Origin of the sequence: Nocardioides mangrovi (assembly GCF_020073815.1) — a bacterium.
Classification (GTDB): domain Bacteria; phylum Actinomycetota; class Actinomycetes; order Propionibacteriales; family Nocardioidaceae; genus Nocardioides; species Nocardioides mangrovi.
Genome location: NZ_JAIQZJ010000004.1, coordinates 38,500 through 55,035, shown reverse-complemented (window position 1 = coordinate 55,035; position 16,536 = coordinate 38,500). Strand labels below are relative to the sequence as shown.

The following is a 16,536-nucleotide window of genomic DNA, read 5'->3' as shown; positions in this document are numbered from 1 at the left end:
CCCGGCATCTAGCCCCGCCACGCGGCGTCGTCGGACAGGTCGGCGTGCTGGCGGATCCACGAGTGCATCGCGATCGCGCCGGCGGCGGAGGCGTTGATCGACCGGGTCGAGCCGAACTGCGCGATCGAGAACGTCGCGTCGCAGGCCTCGCGGGCCGCCTCGGACAGCCCCGGCCCCTCCTGGCCGAAGAGGAAGCACACCCGGCGAGGCAGGTCGGTCGTCTCCAGGTGCAGCGACCCCGGCAGGTTGTCGACGCCGTAGAGGACGACGCCGCGGTCGTGGAGGTACGCCGCGAGCTCCGCGACGTCCGGGTGGTGCCGGACGTGCTGGTAGCGGTCGGTGACCATCGCCCCGCGCCGGTTCCACCGCCGGTTGCCGACGATGTGCACCTCGGCGGCCAGGAACGCGTTCGCGGACCGCACGACGGTGCCGATGTTGAAGTCGTGCTGCCAGTTCTCGATGGCGACGTGGAAGTCGTGGCGGCGGGTGTCGAGGTCGGCGACGATCGCCTCCATCGTCCAGTAGCGGTAGCGGTCCACCACGTTGCGCCGGTCGCCCTCGGCGAGCAGCTGCGCGTCGTACTGCGGCCCCTCCGGCCACGGTCCCACCCAGGGGCCGACCCCGACCTCGGCGGGCCCGTGGGGCATCGGGTCGTACGGCGCGCGAGGGTCCACGGGCCAAACGGTAGGCGAACGGCCGGGGCGAGGCCTGGGATCACGGCTCGCGATGCGGACCCGGCAGGTATCGTGAAGGGGTGACCTCAGTGCTGCCGGTGGAGCCACTGATCTTCGGCATCAAGTGGCTCGATCCCGAGTGGCTGCAGCACGAGTACGGTTCCGCCTTCATCTGGCTCGCTCTCGCGATCGTCTTCGTCGAGTGCGGGCTCTTCTTCCCCTTCCTCCCCGGCGACACCCTGCTCTTCGCGCTGGGCCTCTTCATCGCGGGCAGCAACGCCACCGGCTACTCCGTCCTCGGGATCGAGAACGAACCCGTGGAGCTGGTCCTCGCGATCCTGATGCTCACCGCGGCGGCGTTCCTCGGGAACGTCGTCGGCTACGAGATAGGCCGCAAGATCGGGCCGCCGCTCTACGAGCGCGACGGCGCGATCATCAAGCGCAAGTACCTCGACAGCACCAGCGCCTTCTTCGACCGCCACGGCAGCAAGGCGCTCGTGATCGGCCGGTTCGTGCCGTTCGTGCGGACCTACATCACCGTGGTCGCGGGCGTCACCCTCATGGAGCGCCGGCGCTTCTTCACCTGGAGCGCGATCGGCGCCGGGCTGTGGGTCGTCAGCATCACCCTGCTCGGCTACTTCCTCGGCGCCGCGTTCCCGTGGCTGGGCGAGAACATCGACTACGTGACGATCGTGATCCTGGCCTTCACCGTGGTCCCGATCGGCTACGAGGCGATCAAGAAGCGTCGCCAGCACCGCCGAATGAAGATCACCACCGACCTCGAGCTGCCGACGCGGGTCGAGGCCAGCGAGAAGCCCTGACGGTCAGCCGCGTACGGCGTCCAGCTCGGCCTTGGTGAGGACCGGGCGGACCTCGAGGCCGACGTCGGCGAGCGGGTTCTGGTCTGCCGGGCTGCGGTCGATCGCGCAGACCACGACCTCGACGGTCGCCCCGGCGGCACGCAGCGCGTTCGTCGCGTCGCGTACGGCGCCGCCGGTGGTGATCACGTCCTCGATGAGCGTGACCCGGCGGCCCGCGACGTCCGGGCCCTCCGCCAGCTTGCAGGTGCCGTACTCCTTGGCCTTCTTGCGCACGAAGAGCGCCGGCCGGCCGGTGAGGCTGCTGACCATCGTGGCGATCGGGACGCCGCCGAGCTCGAGCCCGCCGAGGAGGTCGGTGTCGGACGGGAGCAGCCCGACCATCTCGCGGGCGACCCGGAGCAGCAGGCCCGGGTCGGACTCGAAGAGGTACTTGTCGAAGTACTCGGTCGCCTGCTGACCCGAGCGGAGCGTGAACTCCCCGGTCAGTCGGCAGAGGGCGTCGATGTCGGCTGCGAGCGTCTCGTCCACGACCCAGAGACTATCGGCGCTACTGTCGGCCCATGCTCGCGCACCGCCTCGAGGGCATCCCGCCGACGGTCTTCTCCGAGATGTCGGCCCTCGCGGTCCGCACCCAGTCGGTCAACCTCGGCCAGGGCTTCCCGGACGTCGACGGACCTCCCGAGGTCATCGCCCGCGCGGTCCACGCGCTCGAGAGCGGCGCCAACCAGTACGCCCCCGGCCCCGGTCTCCCCGCACTCCGCCAGGCGGTCGCGCGGCACCAGCTGCGCCACTACGGGATCGAGCTCGACCCCGACAGCCAGGTCGTGGTGACCACCGGCTGCACCGAGGCGATCGCGGCCGCACTCCTCGGGCTGGTCGACCCGGGCGACGAGGTGGTCGTGCTCGAGCCCTACTACGACTCGTACACCGCGATGATCCAGATGGCGGGCGGCGTACGACGCCCCGTCACGCTGCGGTCTCCACACTTCCGGCTGGACGCCGACGAGCTGCGGGCAGCCGTCACGCCACGCACCCGCTTCGTGCTGCTCAACTCACCGCACAACCCGACCGGGACGGTGCTCACGCGGGCCGAGCTCCAGGCCGTCGCGGACGTCGCGATCGAGCACGACCTCGTCGTGATCACCGACGAGGTCTACGAGCACCTGACCTACGACGGCGCCGAGCACGTCCCGCTCGCGACGCTCCCGGGCATGTTCGAGCGCACGCTCACCCTGTCCAGCGCCGGGAAGTCCTACTCGTTCACGGGCTGGAAGGTCGGCTGGGCGACCGGGCCGGCGGCGCTGGTCGGCGCCGTGCTCGCCGCCAAGCAGTGGCTGACCTTCACCTCGGGCTCGCCCCTGCAGCCGGCGGTGGCCTTCGCCCTCGACGAGGAGCCGGACTTCCCGCGGGCGCTCGCCGCCGACCTGCGCGCCCGCCGCGACCTGCTCTGCGACGGTCTGGCCGGGATCGGCCTCGACGTGCGGGTGCCCGAGGGCACCTACTTCGCGACCACCGACATCGCACCGCTCGGCTGGGCCGACGGCACCGCCTTCTGCCTCGCCCTCCCCGAGCGGGCCGGCGTCGTCGCGATCCCGACCCAGGGCTTCTACGACTCCGACGCGGGCCGGCACCTGGTGCGCTGGGCCTTCTGCAAGGACACCGGGGTGATCGAGGAGGGCCTGCGCCGCCTGGCGGCGGCCGACCTGTCGGCGGGGTAGTCCCGGACGTCGGGGCGCAGCAGGAACGCCACCGTGACCACCGACGCGAGCAGCGGGAGCACGAGCAGGAAGCCGCCCATGGCGGTCCCGAGCAGGCTGACCGCGATGGTGACCGACGCCGAGACGACCAGGACGATGCGGGCCCAGCCGATCCGGCGGAAGGTGAGGACCGCCAGCGTGGCCGCGGCGAGGCACCACGCGACGACGAAGCCGAGCATCACGTAGGTGGTGGTCATCAGCATCGTGTCGGTGATCCCCCGGTCGGCGAGCTCGGGGCTCTGCCGCCGGGCCTCGTCGAGGATGAGGTCCGGCTCGAGCGCGAAGGCGAGCGCACTGATCCCCGCACCGGCGGCGGTCACCCCGGTGCAGATCCAGGTGAGGACGCACGACCACACCACGGCGGACGGGCGCGGCGCCGACGCGTCGCCGGGGGTGCCGGCGTACGGCGCCGGCCAGACGCGCGGCGGGAGGCCGGGGTGCGACGGCGGTGCCGGCGGCTGCGCGCCGGGCGGCGGCGCCCGGAAGGCCGGCGGCACGGACGGCATCGGCGGGGCGACCGGAGGAGCCGGGGCCTCGCGCACGGGCGGGTTGTCGCTGAACCAGTCGCGCGCCGGCTGCAGCCACAGCATCAGCGCCGAGGCGGCCACCAGCGCCGGGACGAAGCCGCCGGTGACCATGCCCGCGACGAAGAGCGGCACGGCGAGAACGGTGACCGCGAGCCGGGCGCTCCGGCTGCGGCGGAGGACCTGGTAGCCGAGGATCGCGGCGGCCGTCGCGCAGCCGGCCGCGACCATCCCGAGGGTCCGGATCACCGACAGCACGCCGTCGACGCCGACCCCGAGGTCCGAGCCGGGAGGCTCGGACAGGAACGACTCGACCGACTCCCGGGTCTCCAGCGTCTGGAGCCCCGTGAGCCGGTCGAAGACGAGCAGCACGACCGCGATCGACCCGCCCATGATCAGCCACGCGGCCAGGGTCACCTGGCGCGGACGGGGGCGGGTCTCGGTCACGCCGCCATTAACTCACGCGATGCTGAGGACGAGCCCATCGCCGTCCAGCGCCCGGTCGACCGCCACCCGGCCGCCGTCGACGACCTCGCCGCCGATGAGCATCCGGGCCAGCGGGTCGCCGATCGCGCTCTGCACCAGCCGTCGCAGCGGACGGGCGCCGTACGCCGGGTCGTAGCCGGTGTCGGCCAGCCAGGCCTTCGCCTCGTCGCTGACCTCGATCCGGATCCGGCGCACCGCGAGCCGCTTCTCGAGAAGCGCCAGCTGCAGGTCGACGATGTGGGCCAGCTCGTCCTTCGTGAGCGCCTCGAAGAGGACGATCTCGTCGAGCCGGTTGAGGAACTCCGGCTTGAAGGAGGAGCGGACCACCGACATCACAGCCTCGCGCTTCTTGTCCGGCTCCAGCGTCGGGTCGACCAGGAAGTTCGAGCCCAGGTTGCTGGTGAGGATCAGCAGCGTGTTGCGGAAGTCGACGGTGCGGCCCTGGCCGTCGGTCAGGCGACCGTCGTCGAGCACCTGCAGCAGGATGTCGAAGACCTCGGGGTGGGCCTTCTCGACCTCGTCGAGCAGCACGACCGAGTAGGGCCGGCGGCGGACCGCCTCGGTGAGCTGGCCGCCCTCGTCGTACCCGACGTAGCCCGGAGGCGCACCGACGAGGCGCGCGACCGCGTGCTTCTCGGAGTACTCGCTCATGTCGATGCGGACGATCGCCCGCTCGTCGTCGAAGAGGAAGTCCGCGAGCGACTTGGCGAGCTCGGTCTTGCCGGTGCCGGTGGGGCCGAGGAAGAGGAACGAGCCGGCCGGCCGGTTGGGGTCGCTGATGCCGGCACGCGAGCGGCGTACGGCGTCGCTGACGGCGCGGACCGCCTCGTGCTGGCCGATCAGCCGCTCGCCGATGACCTCCTCCATCTTGAGCAGCTTGGCGGTCTCGCCCTCGAGCATCCGGCCGGTGGGGATGCCGGTCCAGGCCTCGACGACCTCGGCGATCTGCTCGGCGCCGACCTCCTCGCCCACGAGGGGCGCGAGATCGGTCTTCTCCTCGGCCACGACGCCCTTGATCTTCTGCTCCAGCTGCGGGATCGACTCGTAGTTGATCCGGCTCGCGGCCTCGAGGTTGCCCTCGCGCAGGTGCCGGTCGGCCTCCATGCGCAGCTGGTCGAGCTGACGGCGCAGCTCGCCCTCGCCCTCGAGCGAGGTCTTCTCGCGCTCCCAGCGGGCCTCGAGCCCGCGCAGGGTCTCCTGCTTGTCGGCGAGGTCCTGGCGCAGCACGGCCAGCCGTTCGACGGAGGCGTCGTCGCTCTCCTTCTCGAGCGCGAACTCCTCCATCTTCAGCCGGTCGACCTGGCGGCGGAGCTGGTCGATCTCCTCCGGGGAGGACTCGATCTCCATCCGCAGCCGGGAGGCCGCCTCGTCGACGAGGTCGATCGCCTTGTCGGGGAGCTGGCGGCCGGTGATGTAGCGGTCGGAGAGCGTCGCGGCCGCGACCAGCGCGGCGTCGGTGATCCGGACGCCGTGGTGGGCCTCGTACTTCTCCTGGATGCCGCGCAGGATCTGCACGGTGTCCTCGACGCTGGGCTCGCCGACGAAGACCTGCTGGAAGCGGCGCTCCAGCGCCGGGTCCTTCTCGATCCGCTCGCGGTACTCGTCGAGCGTGGTCGCGCCGATCATGTGCAGCTCGCCGCGGGCCAGCATCGGCTTGAGCATGTTGCCGGCGTCCATCGCGGAGTCGCCGCCCGCGCCGGCACCGACGACGGTGTGCAGCTCGTCGATGAAGGTGATGATCTGGCCGCCGGCGTCCTTGATCTCCTCGAGGACGGCCTTGAGCCGCTCCTCGAACTCGCCGCGGTACTTCGCGCCGGCCACCATCGCGGCCAGGTCGAGGCTCAGCACCCGGCGGCCCTTGAGGGAGTCCGGGACGTCGCCCGCGACCACGCGCTGGGCGAGACCCTCGACGACGGCGGTCTTGCCGACGCCGGGCTCGCCGATGAGCACGGGGTTGTTCTTGGTGCGTCGCGACAGCACCTGGATGACGCGGCGGATCTCGGAGTCGCGGCCGATGACCGGGTCGAGGCGACCCTCCTCGGCGGCGGCGGTGAGGTCGAGGGAGTACTTCTCCAGCGCCTCGTACGTCGACTCCGCGTCCTGGCTCGTGACGCGGCGGTTGCCGCGCAGCGCGGTCAGCGACTCGCGCAGGCCGTCGGCGGTCAGGCCGGCGTCGGTCAGCACGGTGCGGGCGCTGCTCTCGACGGTCGCGAGCGAGATCAGCAGGTGCTCGGTCGCGACGTAGTCGTCCTTCATGCTCGCGGCGAGGTCGAGCGCGCCGGCGAGCACGCGGGTCAGCGCGGCGGACCCGGTCGGCTGCTGGACGGTCGCACCGGACGCGGTGGGCAGCCGGTCGCGCTCGGCCGCGGCGGCGCGGACCAGCGTGGGGGCCTCGACCCCCGCCTTGGCGACCAGCCCGGCCGCGGTGCCCTCCTCCTGGAGGAGCAGCGCGACGAGCAGGTGGATGGGCTCGACGTTGGTGTTGCCCGCGGTCGTCGCCGCGAGCTGGGCGCTCTCGATCGCCTCCCGGCTCCGGGTGGTGAACTTCTCGGCCCCGAACTGGCTCATGGGCGTGATTCTCCTGGTGAACGTACGGGTCGGCCACCGGGGACTGGTGGCCTCACTCGTACAACCTCATTAAAGTTGAGTGCATTCCACTCAACTTGGAGAATTTTCGCAAGCCCTTGGGCGTCACGAGCCACGCGTGGAGAGCCGCCGGGCGAGCGGCGAGGAGCGGACGTCGCCGCCCGCGTCGAGGTGGTCGGCCTGCGTCCGCAGCTGGTCGGCCACGCTCGCCCGGGACGGTGCCCACCGCGCGACCTCGTCGGCGAGCACGCGCAGGAAGGCCGGGTCCTGGCAGCGGTCGCCGCCGATGTCGACGGCCAGGAGCGGTAGGTAGAGGGAGGTACGCCGGCCCGCGCCGCGCACCTCGAGCAGCAGGGCACCGGCGTGGTTCCTCGTGAACGCCACCCGCTCGGCGTCGGCCCAGGTCACCGGCCCGCGCGGCACGAAGACGATCTCCCGGACGACCGCCCCCCGGGCCCGGTCGACCCAGGTGCGCCGGCCGGCGACGAAGACGAGGGCGACCACGAGCAGGACCGCGACCGCCACGACGAAGGGAAGGTTGGCGGGCTGGGTGGCGCCGACGTACGCGAGGACGGCGACGGCTCCGACGACTGCGGCCGCGACCGAGACCCACATGGTCCGCTCGCGGCTGAGCAGCGCCGGCACGCGGACCCGGTCAGCGGCCACCGAGCGTCACCACCTCGGCCCGCACCTGCGCGACCGCGTCCGCGACCAGGAGGCGGGCGGGTCGCTGTCCCCGACCCGTCGGACCACGACGTCGGCGCGGACGAAGGCCTCGGCGAGCGCGGACGAGAGGGAGGAGGAGTCCGAGACCACCATGGCCGGACACCTACCCGGTGCGTCCGATCCGACACCCGCCGCTCGCGCGGGCAGGTGGCGCGGTCAGCGCCCGCGGCGCCAGACGACCACGGACTGCCCCGGGTCGGGGCCGCGCAGCACCGGCAGCTTGTTGCCGGCGCCGTCGGTACGCCGCGCCTGGGCGGCCTGGGCCGCCTGGCGCAGCGCCTCGCGGGTGGCGGCGAGCTCCGCCTGGAGCTCCTCGTTGCGCTGCGCGAGCGCGAGCACGCGGTGCTCGAGCTCGAGGATCCTCCGGACCCCCTCGATGCCGATGCCGGACGAGGTGAGGTCGGAGATCTCCCGGAGCAGCTCGATGTCCTGGTGGGAGTAGCGCCGGCCCCCGCCGCCGGTGCGGCCGGGCGTGATCAGCCCCATCCGCTCGTAGGTGCGCAGCGTCTGGGGGTGCAGGCCGCTCAGCTCGGCGGCCACGCTGATCACGTAGACCGCAGCCTCCGGCGACGGCGGCTCGAAGGGCGGACGGCCGGGCATGTCAGACCTCGCCTTCCCGCCCGCGGCGCGTCGCGCAGCCGGCCATGGGGCGGGACGGCGCAGTCATCAAGCGTCCTCGAAGAGCTTCGAGCGGAGCGGCTTGCCGGCCATCGCGGCGCGGTAGGCCTCGATCGCCTCGCGGGCCGGACCCTCGACCGACGCCGGCACCTGGACCTCGACGGTCGCGAGCAGGTCGCCCTTGGTGCCGTCGGCCTTGGTCGCCCCGCGTCCCCGCACCCGGAAGGTGCGCCCGTTGGGGGTGCCGGCCGGGACCTTGAGGGTCACCGGCGCGCCACCGAGCGTCGGGATCTTGATCTCCGCGCCGAGCACGAGCTCGTCGAAGGAGACGGGGACGTCCAGGGTGAGGTTGTCGTCCTTGCGGCCGAAGAGCCGGTGCCCGGAGACCTTCACGGTGACGTAGAGGTCGCCGGCGGGGCCGCCGTTGTCGCCCGGGCCGCCCTTGCCGCGCAGCCGGATCCGCTGGCCGTCCTTCACGCCGGCGGGGATGCGCGCCTGGATGGTCCGCGACGAGGTGCCGCGGCCGCTGCCGTGGCAGGTCGGGCAGGCCTCGTCGTAGACGAGCTGGCGACCGCCGCACATCGGGCAGGTCTCGTTGATCGCGAACGCGCCGCCGGCCGACGCCACGACGAAGCCGGCGCCCTCGCACTCGGGACACACGTGCGGCTTGGTGCCGGGCTTGCCGCCGGTGCCCTTGCAGTCGGGGCAGGCGGACTCCGAGGAGAGCCGCAACGCCACGGTCACGCCGTCGATGGCGTCGGTGAAGCTGATCGTGGCCGTCGTCTCGACGTCCGCGCCCTTCTGGGCCCGGGTACGTCGACCGCGGCCCGCCCGGCCACCTCCGAAGAGGTCGCCGAACATGTCGCCGAAGCCACCGCCGCCCGCGCCGCCGCGGTCGCGGAGCAGGTCCTCCAGGTTGATGCCCTGGCCGCCCTGGCCGCCCTGGCCGCCGAAGCCGCCGCCGAAGCCGCCCGGGAAGCCCCCGGAGGCATAGAGCGAGCGGACCTCGTCGTACTTCTTCCGCTTGTCGGCGTCGCCGACGACGTCGTAGGCCTCGGCGACCGCCTTGAACTTGTCGTGCTTGGCGGTGTCACCCGGGTTGGAGTCCGGGTGGTTGGCGCGCGCGAGCCTGCGGTAGGCCTTCTTGATCTCGTCGGCCGTCGCGTCCTTGGACACGCCCAGCTCGGCGTAGAAGTCCTTCTGCGCCCAGTCGGCGCGAACTCCGTCGGTGGTGCTCATCGCGCACCTCCCTTCCCGTGCTCGTTCCTGAGGTTCGTGGTGGTCGTGGTGGTGGCGGTCGTGGTCAGCTCGCCGGGTCGACGACGAGGACCTGCGCCGCGCGCACGACGCGGTCGCCGATCCGGTAGCCCGCCTTGGCGATCACCTTGCAGGTGGTCACCGCGACCTCGGGGTCCTCGCCGATGTGCGAGAGTGCCTCGTGGATGGTCGGGTCGAACGCGTCGCCCGCGGTGCCGAACTTGGTCAGCCCGACGCCGGCGACGACCCGCTCGAGCTGGTCGGCGACCGCCTGGAAGCCAGGGTCCAGGTCGCCGTGCTCGCGGGCCCGGTCGACGGTGTCGAGGACCTCGACGATCGGCGCGAGCGCGGTGTACGTCGCGTTCTGCTTGATCAGCTCGCGGTCCCGCTCGACGCGGCGCTTGTAGTTGACGAACTCGGCCTGCAGACGCTGGAGGTCGTTGGTCAGCTCGGCGACCCGTGCGTCGGTCTCGTCGACCTCGGCCGCCCCGTCCGCGACGGAGCCCTCCGCCGGAGGAGCAGGGGTGTCCTGCTCCTCCGGCGTCGGTGCGGGCTCGGGGATGAGCTGCTCGTCCTGGGACGGCTCGGTCACTTGGACTCGCCCTCAGCCGGGTCCTCGTCGACGATCTCGGCGTCGACGACGTCGTCGTCGGCCTCGCCGGTCGAGCCGTCCGAGCCACCCGCGGCGGCCTGGTCGGCCTCGGCCGCGGCGTACATCGCGGCACCCATCTTCTGGCTGGACTCACCGAGCTTGGTGACGCCGGCCTGGATCTCCTCGGCGCTCGCGTCGGCGTTCTCGAGGATCGCCTTGAGCGCGTCGACGTCGGCCTGGACCTCGGTCTTCACGTCCTCGGGCAGCTTCTCGGCGTTGTCGGCGAGGAACTTCTCGGTCGTGTAGACCAGCTGGTCGGCCTGGTTGCGGGTCTCGACCGCGGCGCGCCGCTTGGCGTCCTCCTCGGCGTACTGCTCCGCCTCCTTGACCATCCGGTCGATGTCGTCCTTCGACAGCGCGGAGCCGCCGGAGATCGTCATCGACTGCTCCTTGCCGGAGGCCTGGTCCTTCGCGGTCACGTGCACGATGCCGTTGGCGTCGATGTCGAAGGTGACCTCGATCTTCGGGATGCCGCGCGGGGCCGGCGGCAGGCCGGTCAGCTCGAAGTTGCCGAGCGGCTGGTTCTGCGACCACATCTGGCGCTCGCCCTGGGCGACCTTGATCTCGACCGACGGCTGGTTGTCGTCGGCGGTCGTGAAGATCTCGGACCGCTTGGTCGGGATGGTGGTGTTGCGCTCGATCAGGGTGGTCATCACGCCGCCCTTGGTCTCGATGCCGAGGCTCAGCGGGGTGACGTCGAGGAGCAGCACGTCCTTGACCTCGCCCTTGAGGACGCCGGCCTGCAGGGCGGCGCCGACGGCGACGACCTCGTCCGGGTTGACGCCCTTGTTGGGCTCCTTGCCGCCGAGCAGCTCCTTGACGACGTCCGTGACGGCGGGCATCCGGGTGGAGCCGCCGACGAGCACGACGTGGTCGATCTTGCTGACGTCGACGCCGCCGTCCTTGAGCACCGACTGGAACGGCGCCTTGGTGCGGTCGAGCAGGTCGGAGGTCAGCTTCTGGAACTCGCTGCGGGTCAGCTTCTCCTCGAAGTGCAGCGGGCCGGACTCACCGTGGGTGATGTAGGGCAGGTGGATCGTGGTCTCGCTCGAGGAGGAGAGCTCGATCTTCGCCTTCTCCGCGGCCTCCTGGAGGCGCTGCTTGGCGATCTTGTCGGCGCCGAGGTCGACGCCGTTGTTGTCCTTGAACTTCTTGACCATCCAGTCGACGATCCGGGCGTCCCAGTCGTCACCACCGAGGTGGTTGTCACCGGAGGTGGCCTTGACCTCGACCACGCCCTCGCCGATCTCGAGGAGCGACACGTCGAAGGTGCCGCCGCCGAGGTCGAAGACGAGGATGGTCTGGTCGTCGCCCTTGTCGAGGCCGTAGGCCAGCGCGGCCGCGGTCGGCTCGTTGACGATGCGCGAGACGTTGAGGCCGGCGATCTCACCGGCCTCCTTGGTGGCCTGGCGCTGCGCGTCGGAGAAGTACGCCGGGACCGTGATCACCGCGTCGGTGACGGTCTCGCCGAGGTAGGCCTCCGCGTCGCGCTTGAGCTTCTGCAGGACGAACGCGCTGATCTGCTGCGGGGTGAAGTCCTTGCCGTCGATGTCGGTCTTCCAGTCGGTGCCCATGTGGCGCTTGACCGACTTGATGGTCCGGTCGACGTTGGTGACGGCCTGGCGCTTGGCGACCTCGCCGACCAGCACCTCGCCGGACTTGGCGAACGCGACGACGGACGGGGTCGTCCGTGCGCCCTCGGCGTTCGCGATGACGGTGGGCTCGCCACCCTCCAGGACGGCGACGACGCTGTTCGTCGTGCCGAGGTCGATACCGACCGCACGTGCCATGGTCCTGCTACCTCCGAAAAAGTCTGGTTCGTTCGCGGCCATCGTGCGCCGCGGACCTGAGTCTGACAAATTAGTTGAGTCTGATCAACTCAACTTTGCTCACTCACTCGAACGAAGGTACGGCGGGGTTGATTCCCGCCTCGACCGAGAATTTCTCAGCCGACGTAGCGGGACACCATCGGCTCCCGCACCAGCCCCGGTACGTCGGCCAGCGGGATCCATCGCGCCTCGTCGGTCGACCCGTCGACCTCGTCGCGCAGCTCGCCGCCGACCACGGTCGCCGCGTAGAACACCCGCACGTTCTTCTGCGGCCGCCTCCCCACCGGCTCGAACCGCTGCTCGGGGGTCATCACGAACGTGTCCACGCCCAGCAGGGCGCCGAGCTCGACGTCGTACCCGGTCTCCTCGCGCACCTCCCGGACGGCCGCCTGCTCGGGCGACTCGTCCAGCTCGACACCGCCGCCGGGCAGCGTCCAGGTCGGCACCGTCGGCTCGTTCCACAGCGCGAGCAGCACGTGGCCGTCGCGGACGATCACGGCGTAGGCGCCGAGGCGGGTGTCGTAGTCGGTGAAATCGAGGACGTCGGGCTCCATGGGGAATGTTCTACCCGGGTGCCGGAGATGGAGTAGGCATGACCGTTCCGACCGTCACCCTGAACAACCAGACCACCATCCCCCAGCTCGGCTTCGGGGTCTTCCAGGTCCCGCCGGACCAGACCCAGGCGACCACCGAGACCGCGTTCGAGGTCGGCTACCGCCACATCGACACCGCGCAGATGTACGGCAACGAGGCGGGCGTCGGCGCCGCGATCAAGGCCTCGGCCATCGCCCGCGACGAGCTCTACATCACCAGCAAGCTCAACAACACCTTCCACGAGCCCGACGAGGCACGCCGCGCCTTCGACGCCACCCTGACCCGGCTCGACCTCGACCGGATCGACCTCTTCCTGATCCACTGGCCGCTGCCCACCCGGTACGGCGGCGACTTCGTGTCGACCTGGCGGACGCTGACCGAGTTCGTGGCCGACGGGCGCGCGACGTCCGTGGGCGTCTCGAACTTCCAGCCCGACCACCTCACCCGGATCGTCGAGGAGACCGGCGTCGTGCCGGCGGTGAACCAGATCGAGGCGCACCCCTACTTCACCAACGACGCCGCCCGGACCGCCTCCCAGCGGCTCGGCGTCGCCGTCGAGGCGTGGTCGCCGATCGCCCAGGGCAAGGTCCTCGACGACCCCGCGATCGTCGACATCGCGAAGGCGCACGACCGCACGCCGTCGCAGGTGACCCTGCGCTGGCACGTGCAGCGCGGCGACATCGTCTTCCCCAAGTCGATGCGCGAGGAGCGGATGCGCGAGAACTTCGCGATCTTCGACTTCTCCCTCACCGACGAGGAGGTCGCCACGATCACCGCGCTCGACCAGGGCGAGGCCGGCCGCACCGGCCCCAACCCGGACACCTTCGACTGGATCCCGAGCTGACCCGTCGGAAGCCGAGCCCCGACCCGGCGACACGTTTCTGCCGGGTCGGGGTCGGGGACAAGGAGTCCATGGCTGCCGCAGCGACTGTGCCCGACCGCCGCGACCCCGCGCACTACCCACCGATCCTCTACCTGCCGTGCACCCGGCAGACACCGCACCCCGAGGAGCTGGAGGTGCGCTACCAGCGCACCGAGGACGGCCGGCAGGCGCTCCTGGTCTACTCGGCGCTCGACCGCCTGCAGACCTGCTGCGGCGTAGACCAGCCCTGGTTCACCTTCCCGACCGCCGAGCTCCCGCGACTGCACCAGAACGCCCCGTTCGACCTCGTGCTGATGGACCTCTACGTCCCCGAGGAGTCCCGGGCGGGGCTGCGCGCATGAGCATCCACCTGGACCACGCGGCGCTCGCCGCCGTCACCTCCGACCTGACCGCCGCCGCGACGACCTTCGACGGCAGCGGGCAGGGCGTCCCGACCCCGGACGCGGGCCTGGCCACCGTGATCCTCGGGGCGATGCTGCACAGCTTCGGCGAGGCCGGCGCCCGGCTCGTCGACGACGGCGCCTCGCTCGCCTCGGTCGCCGACGCGTGCAACGTCGACCTCGCCACGACCGACAGCGAGGCGGCGGACGAGCTCCTGGAGTCGGCGCCGTGATCCGCGACACCGAGATCGCCGGGGACCCCGCCAGCATCTCCGCCGTGGCCGGCTGGCTGCGCGACACCCTCGCCACGGGCGGGACGACGTACGGCGACGCGGTCTTCTCGGCCCGGTCCCAGGCCAGCTCGGCATGGACGTCGGAGGCCAGCGCCGGCTTCCAGCGCGAGCTCAAGACGCTCGGGTCCTCGACCGACGGTGTCACCTCGGCCGCCACCACGATGGCGACCGAGACCGATGCGCTCGCGACGGCGCTGACCTCGGCCCAGGGACAGATGGCCGAGGCGCGGGCGACGGCGAGCAGCGGCGGGCTGACGGTCACGGGCACCGTGATCCACGGCCCGGGGACCGCGCCGCCCTCCGTCGGCGCCCTGCCGGCCGACGCGACCCCGACCGAGGCCGACGCCCACGACCGGGCGGTCGCCACCGTCGACGCCTACAACGCGAAGGTGACGGCCTGGAACTCCGCGGTGGCCACCGCCGACGCCGCCGACCAGTCCTGGCAGCAGGCGATCGACGCGTTCACCTCGACCTGGCAGGCCAAGGGCGACGACATCACCAGCATGCTGCAGGACCTCTTCACCAGCGCCGCCGAGATCGGCATCCAGGTGCGCATCTCGCGGTGGTTCAAGGACGCCGAGCAGGCCTTCAAGCACGATGCCCAGGTCTGGCGCCAGATCGCCCGCTCCTACATCGACGCCGACGGTCGCTTCACCGGCACCGATCCCGACGACTACTACGAAGCCCTGCGCAAGGCCGACGACCTCGACATCAAGGCGAGCGACGCGGCCAAGGGGGCCGACTTCGAGGGGTCGCGGCTCGCCAGCAAGGTCGGCAAGGGCTTCTTCGTCCTCGGCGTCGCCGCGACGGGCTGGGGCATCTACCAGGACATGCAGGACGGCGAGTCCGCCGCCCAGGCCACGACCTCCAACGTGGGCGGCTTCCTGGCCGGCGTGGGTGCCGGTGCCGCCGTCGGGGCGGCCGTCGGCTCCATCGTGCCGGGGCCGGGCACCGCGGTCGGCGCGGTCGCCGGCGCGATCGTCGGCACCGGCGTCGGGATCATCACCTCCGGCGCGATCGACTCCATGTGGGAGAACGGCGTGGACAGCATCGGCGACGTCGGCGACGCCGTCGCCGACGGATGGGGCGAGCTGACCGATACCGTCGGCGCCGTGGGTGACCTGGCGGGCGACGCGGGCGACGCGATCGGCGACGGCGTCAGCGGCGCGTGGCACTCGGTGTTCGGATGAGTCGCGGCTACCCCGCCGTGCGCGCCCTCCTGCTCGGCACCAACGTCCTCCTCGGCATCGCCCTGGTCGCCGGCGGACTGCTCGCGACCGGCGCGGCCTGGCAGGTCCGGCTCGTGCTCGTGCTCTACGGCCTCTGCTGGCTGGCGACCCTGCCGATCGTCGCGCGCTCGTGGTGGGGCGTCCGGCCGACCGGCGAGCGCGTGCAGACGGCCGGCGGGGCGACCGTCGTCGGCTACGACCCGTCGCCCGCGCGGGGCGGCGCCTTCGTGTGCGGCTGGCTGACGGCCGTGACCGCGCTGGCCGGCCTGCTCGGGCTGGCCGCCGGGGCGATCGCCGGGGGCGTGCTGGGGCTCCTGCTCGCGGGCTTCTTCGCCCTCCCCCTGACCGATCTGCTGCTGGCCCTGCGACGCGGGGCCTGGCTGAGCCTCACCCGGCAGCGGATCGTCGTCCGCGGCTGGCGGACCGAGTCCTCGCTGGACTGGGCGGACGTCGCCGGGGTCGAGGTCGTCCGGTCGGATCGTCGCCCGCACCTGCTGATCCGGGCCGCGGTCGGCTCGACGAGCTGGCAGGGGCGCCAGCTGCCCCGCGCCTGGCCCGCGCGCTCGCACCTGGAGCCCGGGCTGCTGCTCGTCGACGCGGCGGCCGTCGAGCCGCACACCGCGCTGCTCTACGAGGCGATGCAGCGCTGGACGCGCGACCCGTCGACGCGGACCGACCTGGGGACGGCCGAGGCCGAGCGTGAGCTGCACCCGGCCGGTCAGTCGGCCTGATCGAGCGCTCGTCCCCACTTCTCCAGGAGGTGCGCGAGGCGCGCCCGCTCCAGCTCATCGAGCAGGTCCACGAGCCGGTGCTCGTTGGCCATGTGGGCGGTGAACGCCGCGTCGATGACCTCGCGGCCGGACTCGGTCAGCGCGATCACCCGGCCGCGGGCGTCGCCGTCGCCGACCCGCCTCGTGACCCAGCCCTGCTCGAGGCAGCGGTCGACCCGCTTGGTGACCGCTCCCGACGACACCATCGTCTGTGCGGCGAGGTCGCCGGGCGTCAGCTCGTACGGCGCGCCCGTGCGCCGCAGCGTCGCCAGCACGTCGAACTCGCCCTCGCCGAGGCCGAACTCGCCGTAGACCGCCACGAGCTCCTCGGTGAGCCGGGCGGCGAGCCGGTGCAGCCGGCCGATCACGCCCTGCGGCGACGGGTCGAGGTCGGGGCGCTCCTCGCGCCACTGCGCCATGATCCGACCGACGTGGTCGAGGTCGGGTGTCGCCATCC

Annotated in this window: 18 protein-coding genes; 7 read left to right on the top strand and 11 right to left on the bottom strand. The window is 72.1% G+C overall.

What is annotated here, in order from left to right; translation table 11 throughout:
- Window positions 1-8 precede the first annotated feature (8 nt).
- On the bottom strand, window positions 9-647 hold the full coding sequence (locus tag K8U61_RS09085) for a TrmH family RNA methyltransferase (RefSeq protein ID WP_224122850.1): 639 nt from the start codon (window positions 645-647) through the stop codon (window positions 9-11).
- A 107-nt stretch (window positions 648-754) separates the two neighbouring features.
- Between K8U61_RS09085 and K8U61_RS09080 the strand changes: the two genes are divergently transcribed.
- Complete coding sequence (locus K8U61_RS09080; protein ID WP_224122685.1) at window positions 755-1,495, top strand: DedA family protein; 741 nt, start codon at window positions 755-757, stop codon at window positions 1,493-1,495.
- 3 nt (window positions 1,496-1,498) lie between these two features.
- Here K8U61_RS09080 and pyrE read toward each other — a convergent pair whose 3' ends face one another.
- On the bottom strand, window positions 1,499-2,023 hold the full coding sequence (gene pyrE, locus K8U61_RS09075; RefSeq protein WP_224122684.1) for an orotate phosphoribosyltransferase: 525 nt from the start codon (window positions 2,021-2,023) through the stop codon (window positions 1,499-1,501).
- Window positions 2,024-2,055: 32 nt separating this feature from the next.
- Between pyrE and K8U61_RS09070 the strand changes: the two genes are divergently transcribed.
- Window positions 2,056-3,213 carry a pyridoxal phosphate-dependent aminotransferase gene (locus tag K8U61_RS09070; RefSeq protein ID WP_224122683.1) on the top strand — a complete coding sequence of 386 codons (1,158 nt, stop codon included), beginning with the start codon at window positions 2,056-2,058 and terminating at the stop codon, window positions 3,211-3,213.
- On the opposite strand, the gene K8U61_RS09065 is transcribed toward K8U61_RS09070, so the two are convergent.
- The 8 genes from K8U61_RS09065 to K8U61_RS09030 form a co-directional block, all read right to left on the bottom strand.
- Window positions 3,102-4,223, bottom strand: a complete 1,122-nt coding sequence (locus K8U61_RS09065; RefSeq protein ID WP_224122682.1) for a hypothetical protein — start codon at window positions 4,221-4,223, stop codon at window positions 3,102-3,104. The genes K8U61_RS09070 and K8U61_RS09065 overlap by 112 nt on opposite strands.
- Window positions 4,224-4,235: 12 nt before the next feature.
- Window positions 4,236-6,830: an ATP-dependent chaperone ClpB gene (gene clpB / locus K8U61_RS09060; protein WP_224122681.1), complete on the bottom strand. Its 2,595-nt coding sequence runs from the start codon at window positions 6,828-6,830 to the stop codon at window positions 4,236-4,238.
- A gap of 123 nt (window positions 6,831-6,953) precedes the next feature.
- Complete coding sequence (locus K8U61_RS09055) at window positions 6,954-7,514, bottom strand: hypothetical protein (RefSeq protein ID WP_224122680.1); 561 nt, start codon at window positions 7,512-7,514, stop codon at window positions 6,954-6,956.
- A gap of 216 nt (window positions 7,515-7,730) precedes the next feature.
- Entirely contained in the window at window positions 7,731-8,174 is a 444-nt protein-coding gene (locus tag K8U61_RS09050) for a heat shock protein transcriptional repressor HspR (RefSeq protein ID WP_224122679.1), read from the bottom strand.
- A gap of 66 nt (window positions 8,175-8,240) precedes the next feature.
- A complete protein-coding gene (dnaJ, locus tag K8U61_RS09045) occupies window positions 8,241-9,431 on the bottom strand; it encodes a molecular chaperone DnaJ (protein WP_224122678.1) in 1,191 nt (396 codons plus the stop codon).
- A 64-nt stretch (window positions 9,432-9,495) separates the two neighbouring features.
- A complete protein-coding gene (grpE, locus tag K8U61_RS09040; protein ID WP_224122677.1) occupies window positions 9,496-10,041 on the bottom strand; it encodes a nucleotide exchange factor GrpE in 546 nt (181 codons plus the stop codon).
- Entirely contained in the window at window positions 10,038-11,891 is a 1,854-nt protein-coding gene (gene dnaK / locus K8U61_RS09035; RefSeq protein ID WP_224122676.1) for a molecular chaperone DnaK, read from the bottom strand. The genes grpE and dnaK overlap by 4 nt, the downstream gene beginning before the upstream one ends.
- 155 nt (window positions 11,892-12,046) lie before the next feature.
- On the bottom strand, window positions 12,047-12,484 hold the full coding sequence (locus tag K8U61_RS09030; protein ID WP_224122675.1) for an NUDIX hydrolase: 438 nt from the start codon (window positions 12,482-12,484) through the stop codon (window positions 12,047-12,049).
- A 38-nt stretch (window positions 12,485-12,522) separates the two neighbouring features.
- On the opposite strand from K8U61_RS09030, the gene K8U61_RS09025 reads away from it, so the two are divergent.
- The 5 genes from K8U61_RS09025 to K8U61_RS09005 all read left to right on the top strand — a co-directional run bounded on the left by K8U61_RS09025 (window position 12,523) and on the right by K8U61_RS09005 (window position 16,040).
- Window positions 12,523-13,368: an aldo/keto reductase gene (locus K8U61_RS09025; protein WP_224122674.1), complete on the top strand. Its 846-nt coding sequence runs from the start codon at window positions 12,523-12,525 to the stop codon at window positions 13,366-13,368.
- A 68-nt stretch (window positions 13,369-13,436) separates the two neighbouring features.
- Window positions 13,437-13,748, top strand: a complete 312-nt coding sequence (locus K8U61_RS09020) for an SAV_915 family protein (RefSeq protein ID WP_224122673.1) — start codon at window positions 13,437-13,439, stop codon at window positions 13,746-13,748.
- Window positions 13,745-14,020 (top strand): hypothetical protein, encoded by a 276-nt coding sequence (locus tag K8U61_RS09015; RefSeq protein ID WP_224122672.1) that lies wholly within the window; start codon window positions 13,745-13,747, stop codon window positions 14,018-14,020. Before K8U61_RS09020 ends, K8U61_RS09015 begins: the two co-directional genes overlap by 4 nt.
- Window positions 14,017-15,270, top strand: a complete 1,254-nt coding sequence (locus tag K8U61_RS09010; RefSeq protein ID WP_224122671.1) for a hypothetical protein — start codon at window positions 14,017-14,019, stop codon at window positions 15,268-15,270. The genes K8U61_RS09015 and K8U61_RS09010 overlap by 4 nt, the downstream gene beginning before the upstream one ends.
- Window positions 15,267-16,040: a hypothetical protein gene (locus K8U61_RS09005; protein ID WP_224122670.1), complete on the top strand. Its 774-nt coding sequence runs from the start codon at window positions 15,267-15,269 to the stop codon at window positions 16,038-16,040. The genes K8U61_RS09010 and K8U61_RS09005 overlap by 4 nt, the downstream gene beginning before the upstream one ends.
- On the opposite strand, the gene K8U61_RS09000 is transcribed toward K8U61_RS09005, so the two are convergent.
- A complete protein-coding gene (locus K8U61_RS09000; RefSeq protein WP_224122669.1) occupies window positions 16,028-16,534 on the bottom strand; it encodes a MarR family winged helix-turn-helix transcriptional regulator in 507 nt (168 codons plus the stop codon). The two genes, K8U61_RS09005 and K8U61_RS09000, sit on opposite strands and share 13 nt — an antisense overlap.
- Between the last annotated feature and the right edge of the window lie 2 nt (window positions 16,535-16,536).

What these genes read in the sequence shown, in the direction of transcription:
- K8U61_RS09085 (WP_224122850.1), bottom strand. Translation starts at nt 647, where the DNA reads ATGCCCCACGGGCCCGCCGAGGTCGGGGTCGGCCCCTGGGTGGGACCG.
- K8U61_RS09070 (WP_224122683.1), top strand. Translation starts at nt 2,056, where the DNA reads ATGCTCGCGCACCGCCTCGAGGGCATCCCGCCGACGGTCTTCTCCGAG.
- clpB (WP_224122681.1), bottom strand. Translation starts at nt 6,830, where the DNA reads ATGAGCCAGTTCGGGGCCGAGAAGTTCACCACCCGGAGCCGGGAGGCG.
- K8U61_RS09050 (WP_224122679.1), bottom strand. Translation starts at nt 8,174, where the DNA reads ATGCCCGGCCGTCCGCCCTTCGAGCCGCCGTCGCCGGAGGCTGCGGTC.
- dnaJ (WP_224122678.1), bottom strand. Translation starts at nt 9,431, where the DNA reads ATGAGCACCACCGACGGAGTTCGCGCCGACTGGGCGCAGAAGGACTTC.
- dnaK (WP_224122676.1), bottom strand. Translation starts at nt 11,891, where the DNA reads ATGGCACGTGCGGTCGGTATCGACCTCGGCACGACGAACAGCGTCGTC.
- K8U61_RS09030 (WP_224122675.1), bottom strand. Translation starts at nt 12,484, where the DNA reads ATGGAGCCCGACGTCCTCGATTTCACCGACTACGACACCCGCCTCGGC.
- K8U61_RS09025 (WP_224122674.1), top strand. Translation starts at nt 12,523, where the DNA reads ATGACCGTTCCGACCGTCACCCTGAACAACCAGACCACCATCCCCCAG.
- K8U61_RS09020 (WP_224122673.1), top strand. Translation starts at nt 13,437, where the DNA reads ATGGCTGCCGCAGCGACTGTGCCCGACCGCCGCGACCCCGCGCACTAC.
- K8U61_RS09015 (WP_224122672.1), top strand. Translation starts at nt 13,745, where the DNA reads ATGAGCATCCACCTGGACCACGCGGCGCTCGCCGCCGTCACCTCCGAC.
- K8U61_RS09005 (WP_224122670.1), top strand. Translation starts at nt 15,267, where the DNA reads ATGAGTCGCGGCTACCCCGCCGTGCGCGCCCTCCTGCTCGGCACCAAC.
- K8U61_RS09000 (WP_224122669.1), bottom strand. Translation starts at nt 16,534, where the DNA reads ATGGCGACACCCGACCTCGACCACGTCGGTCGGATCATGGCGCAGTGG.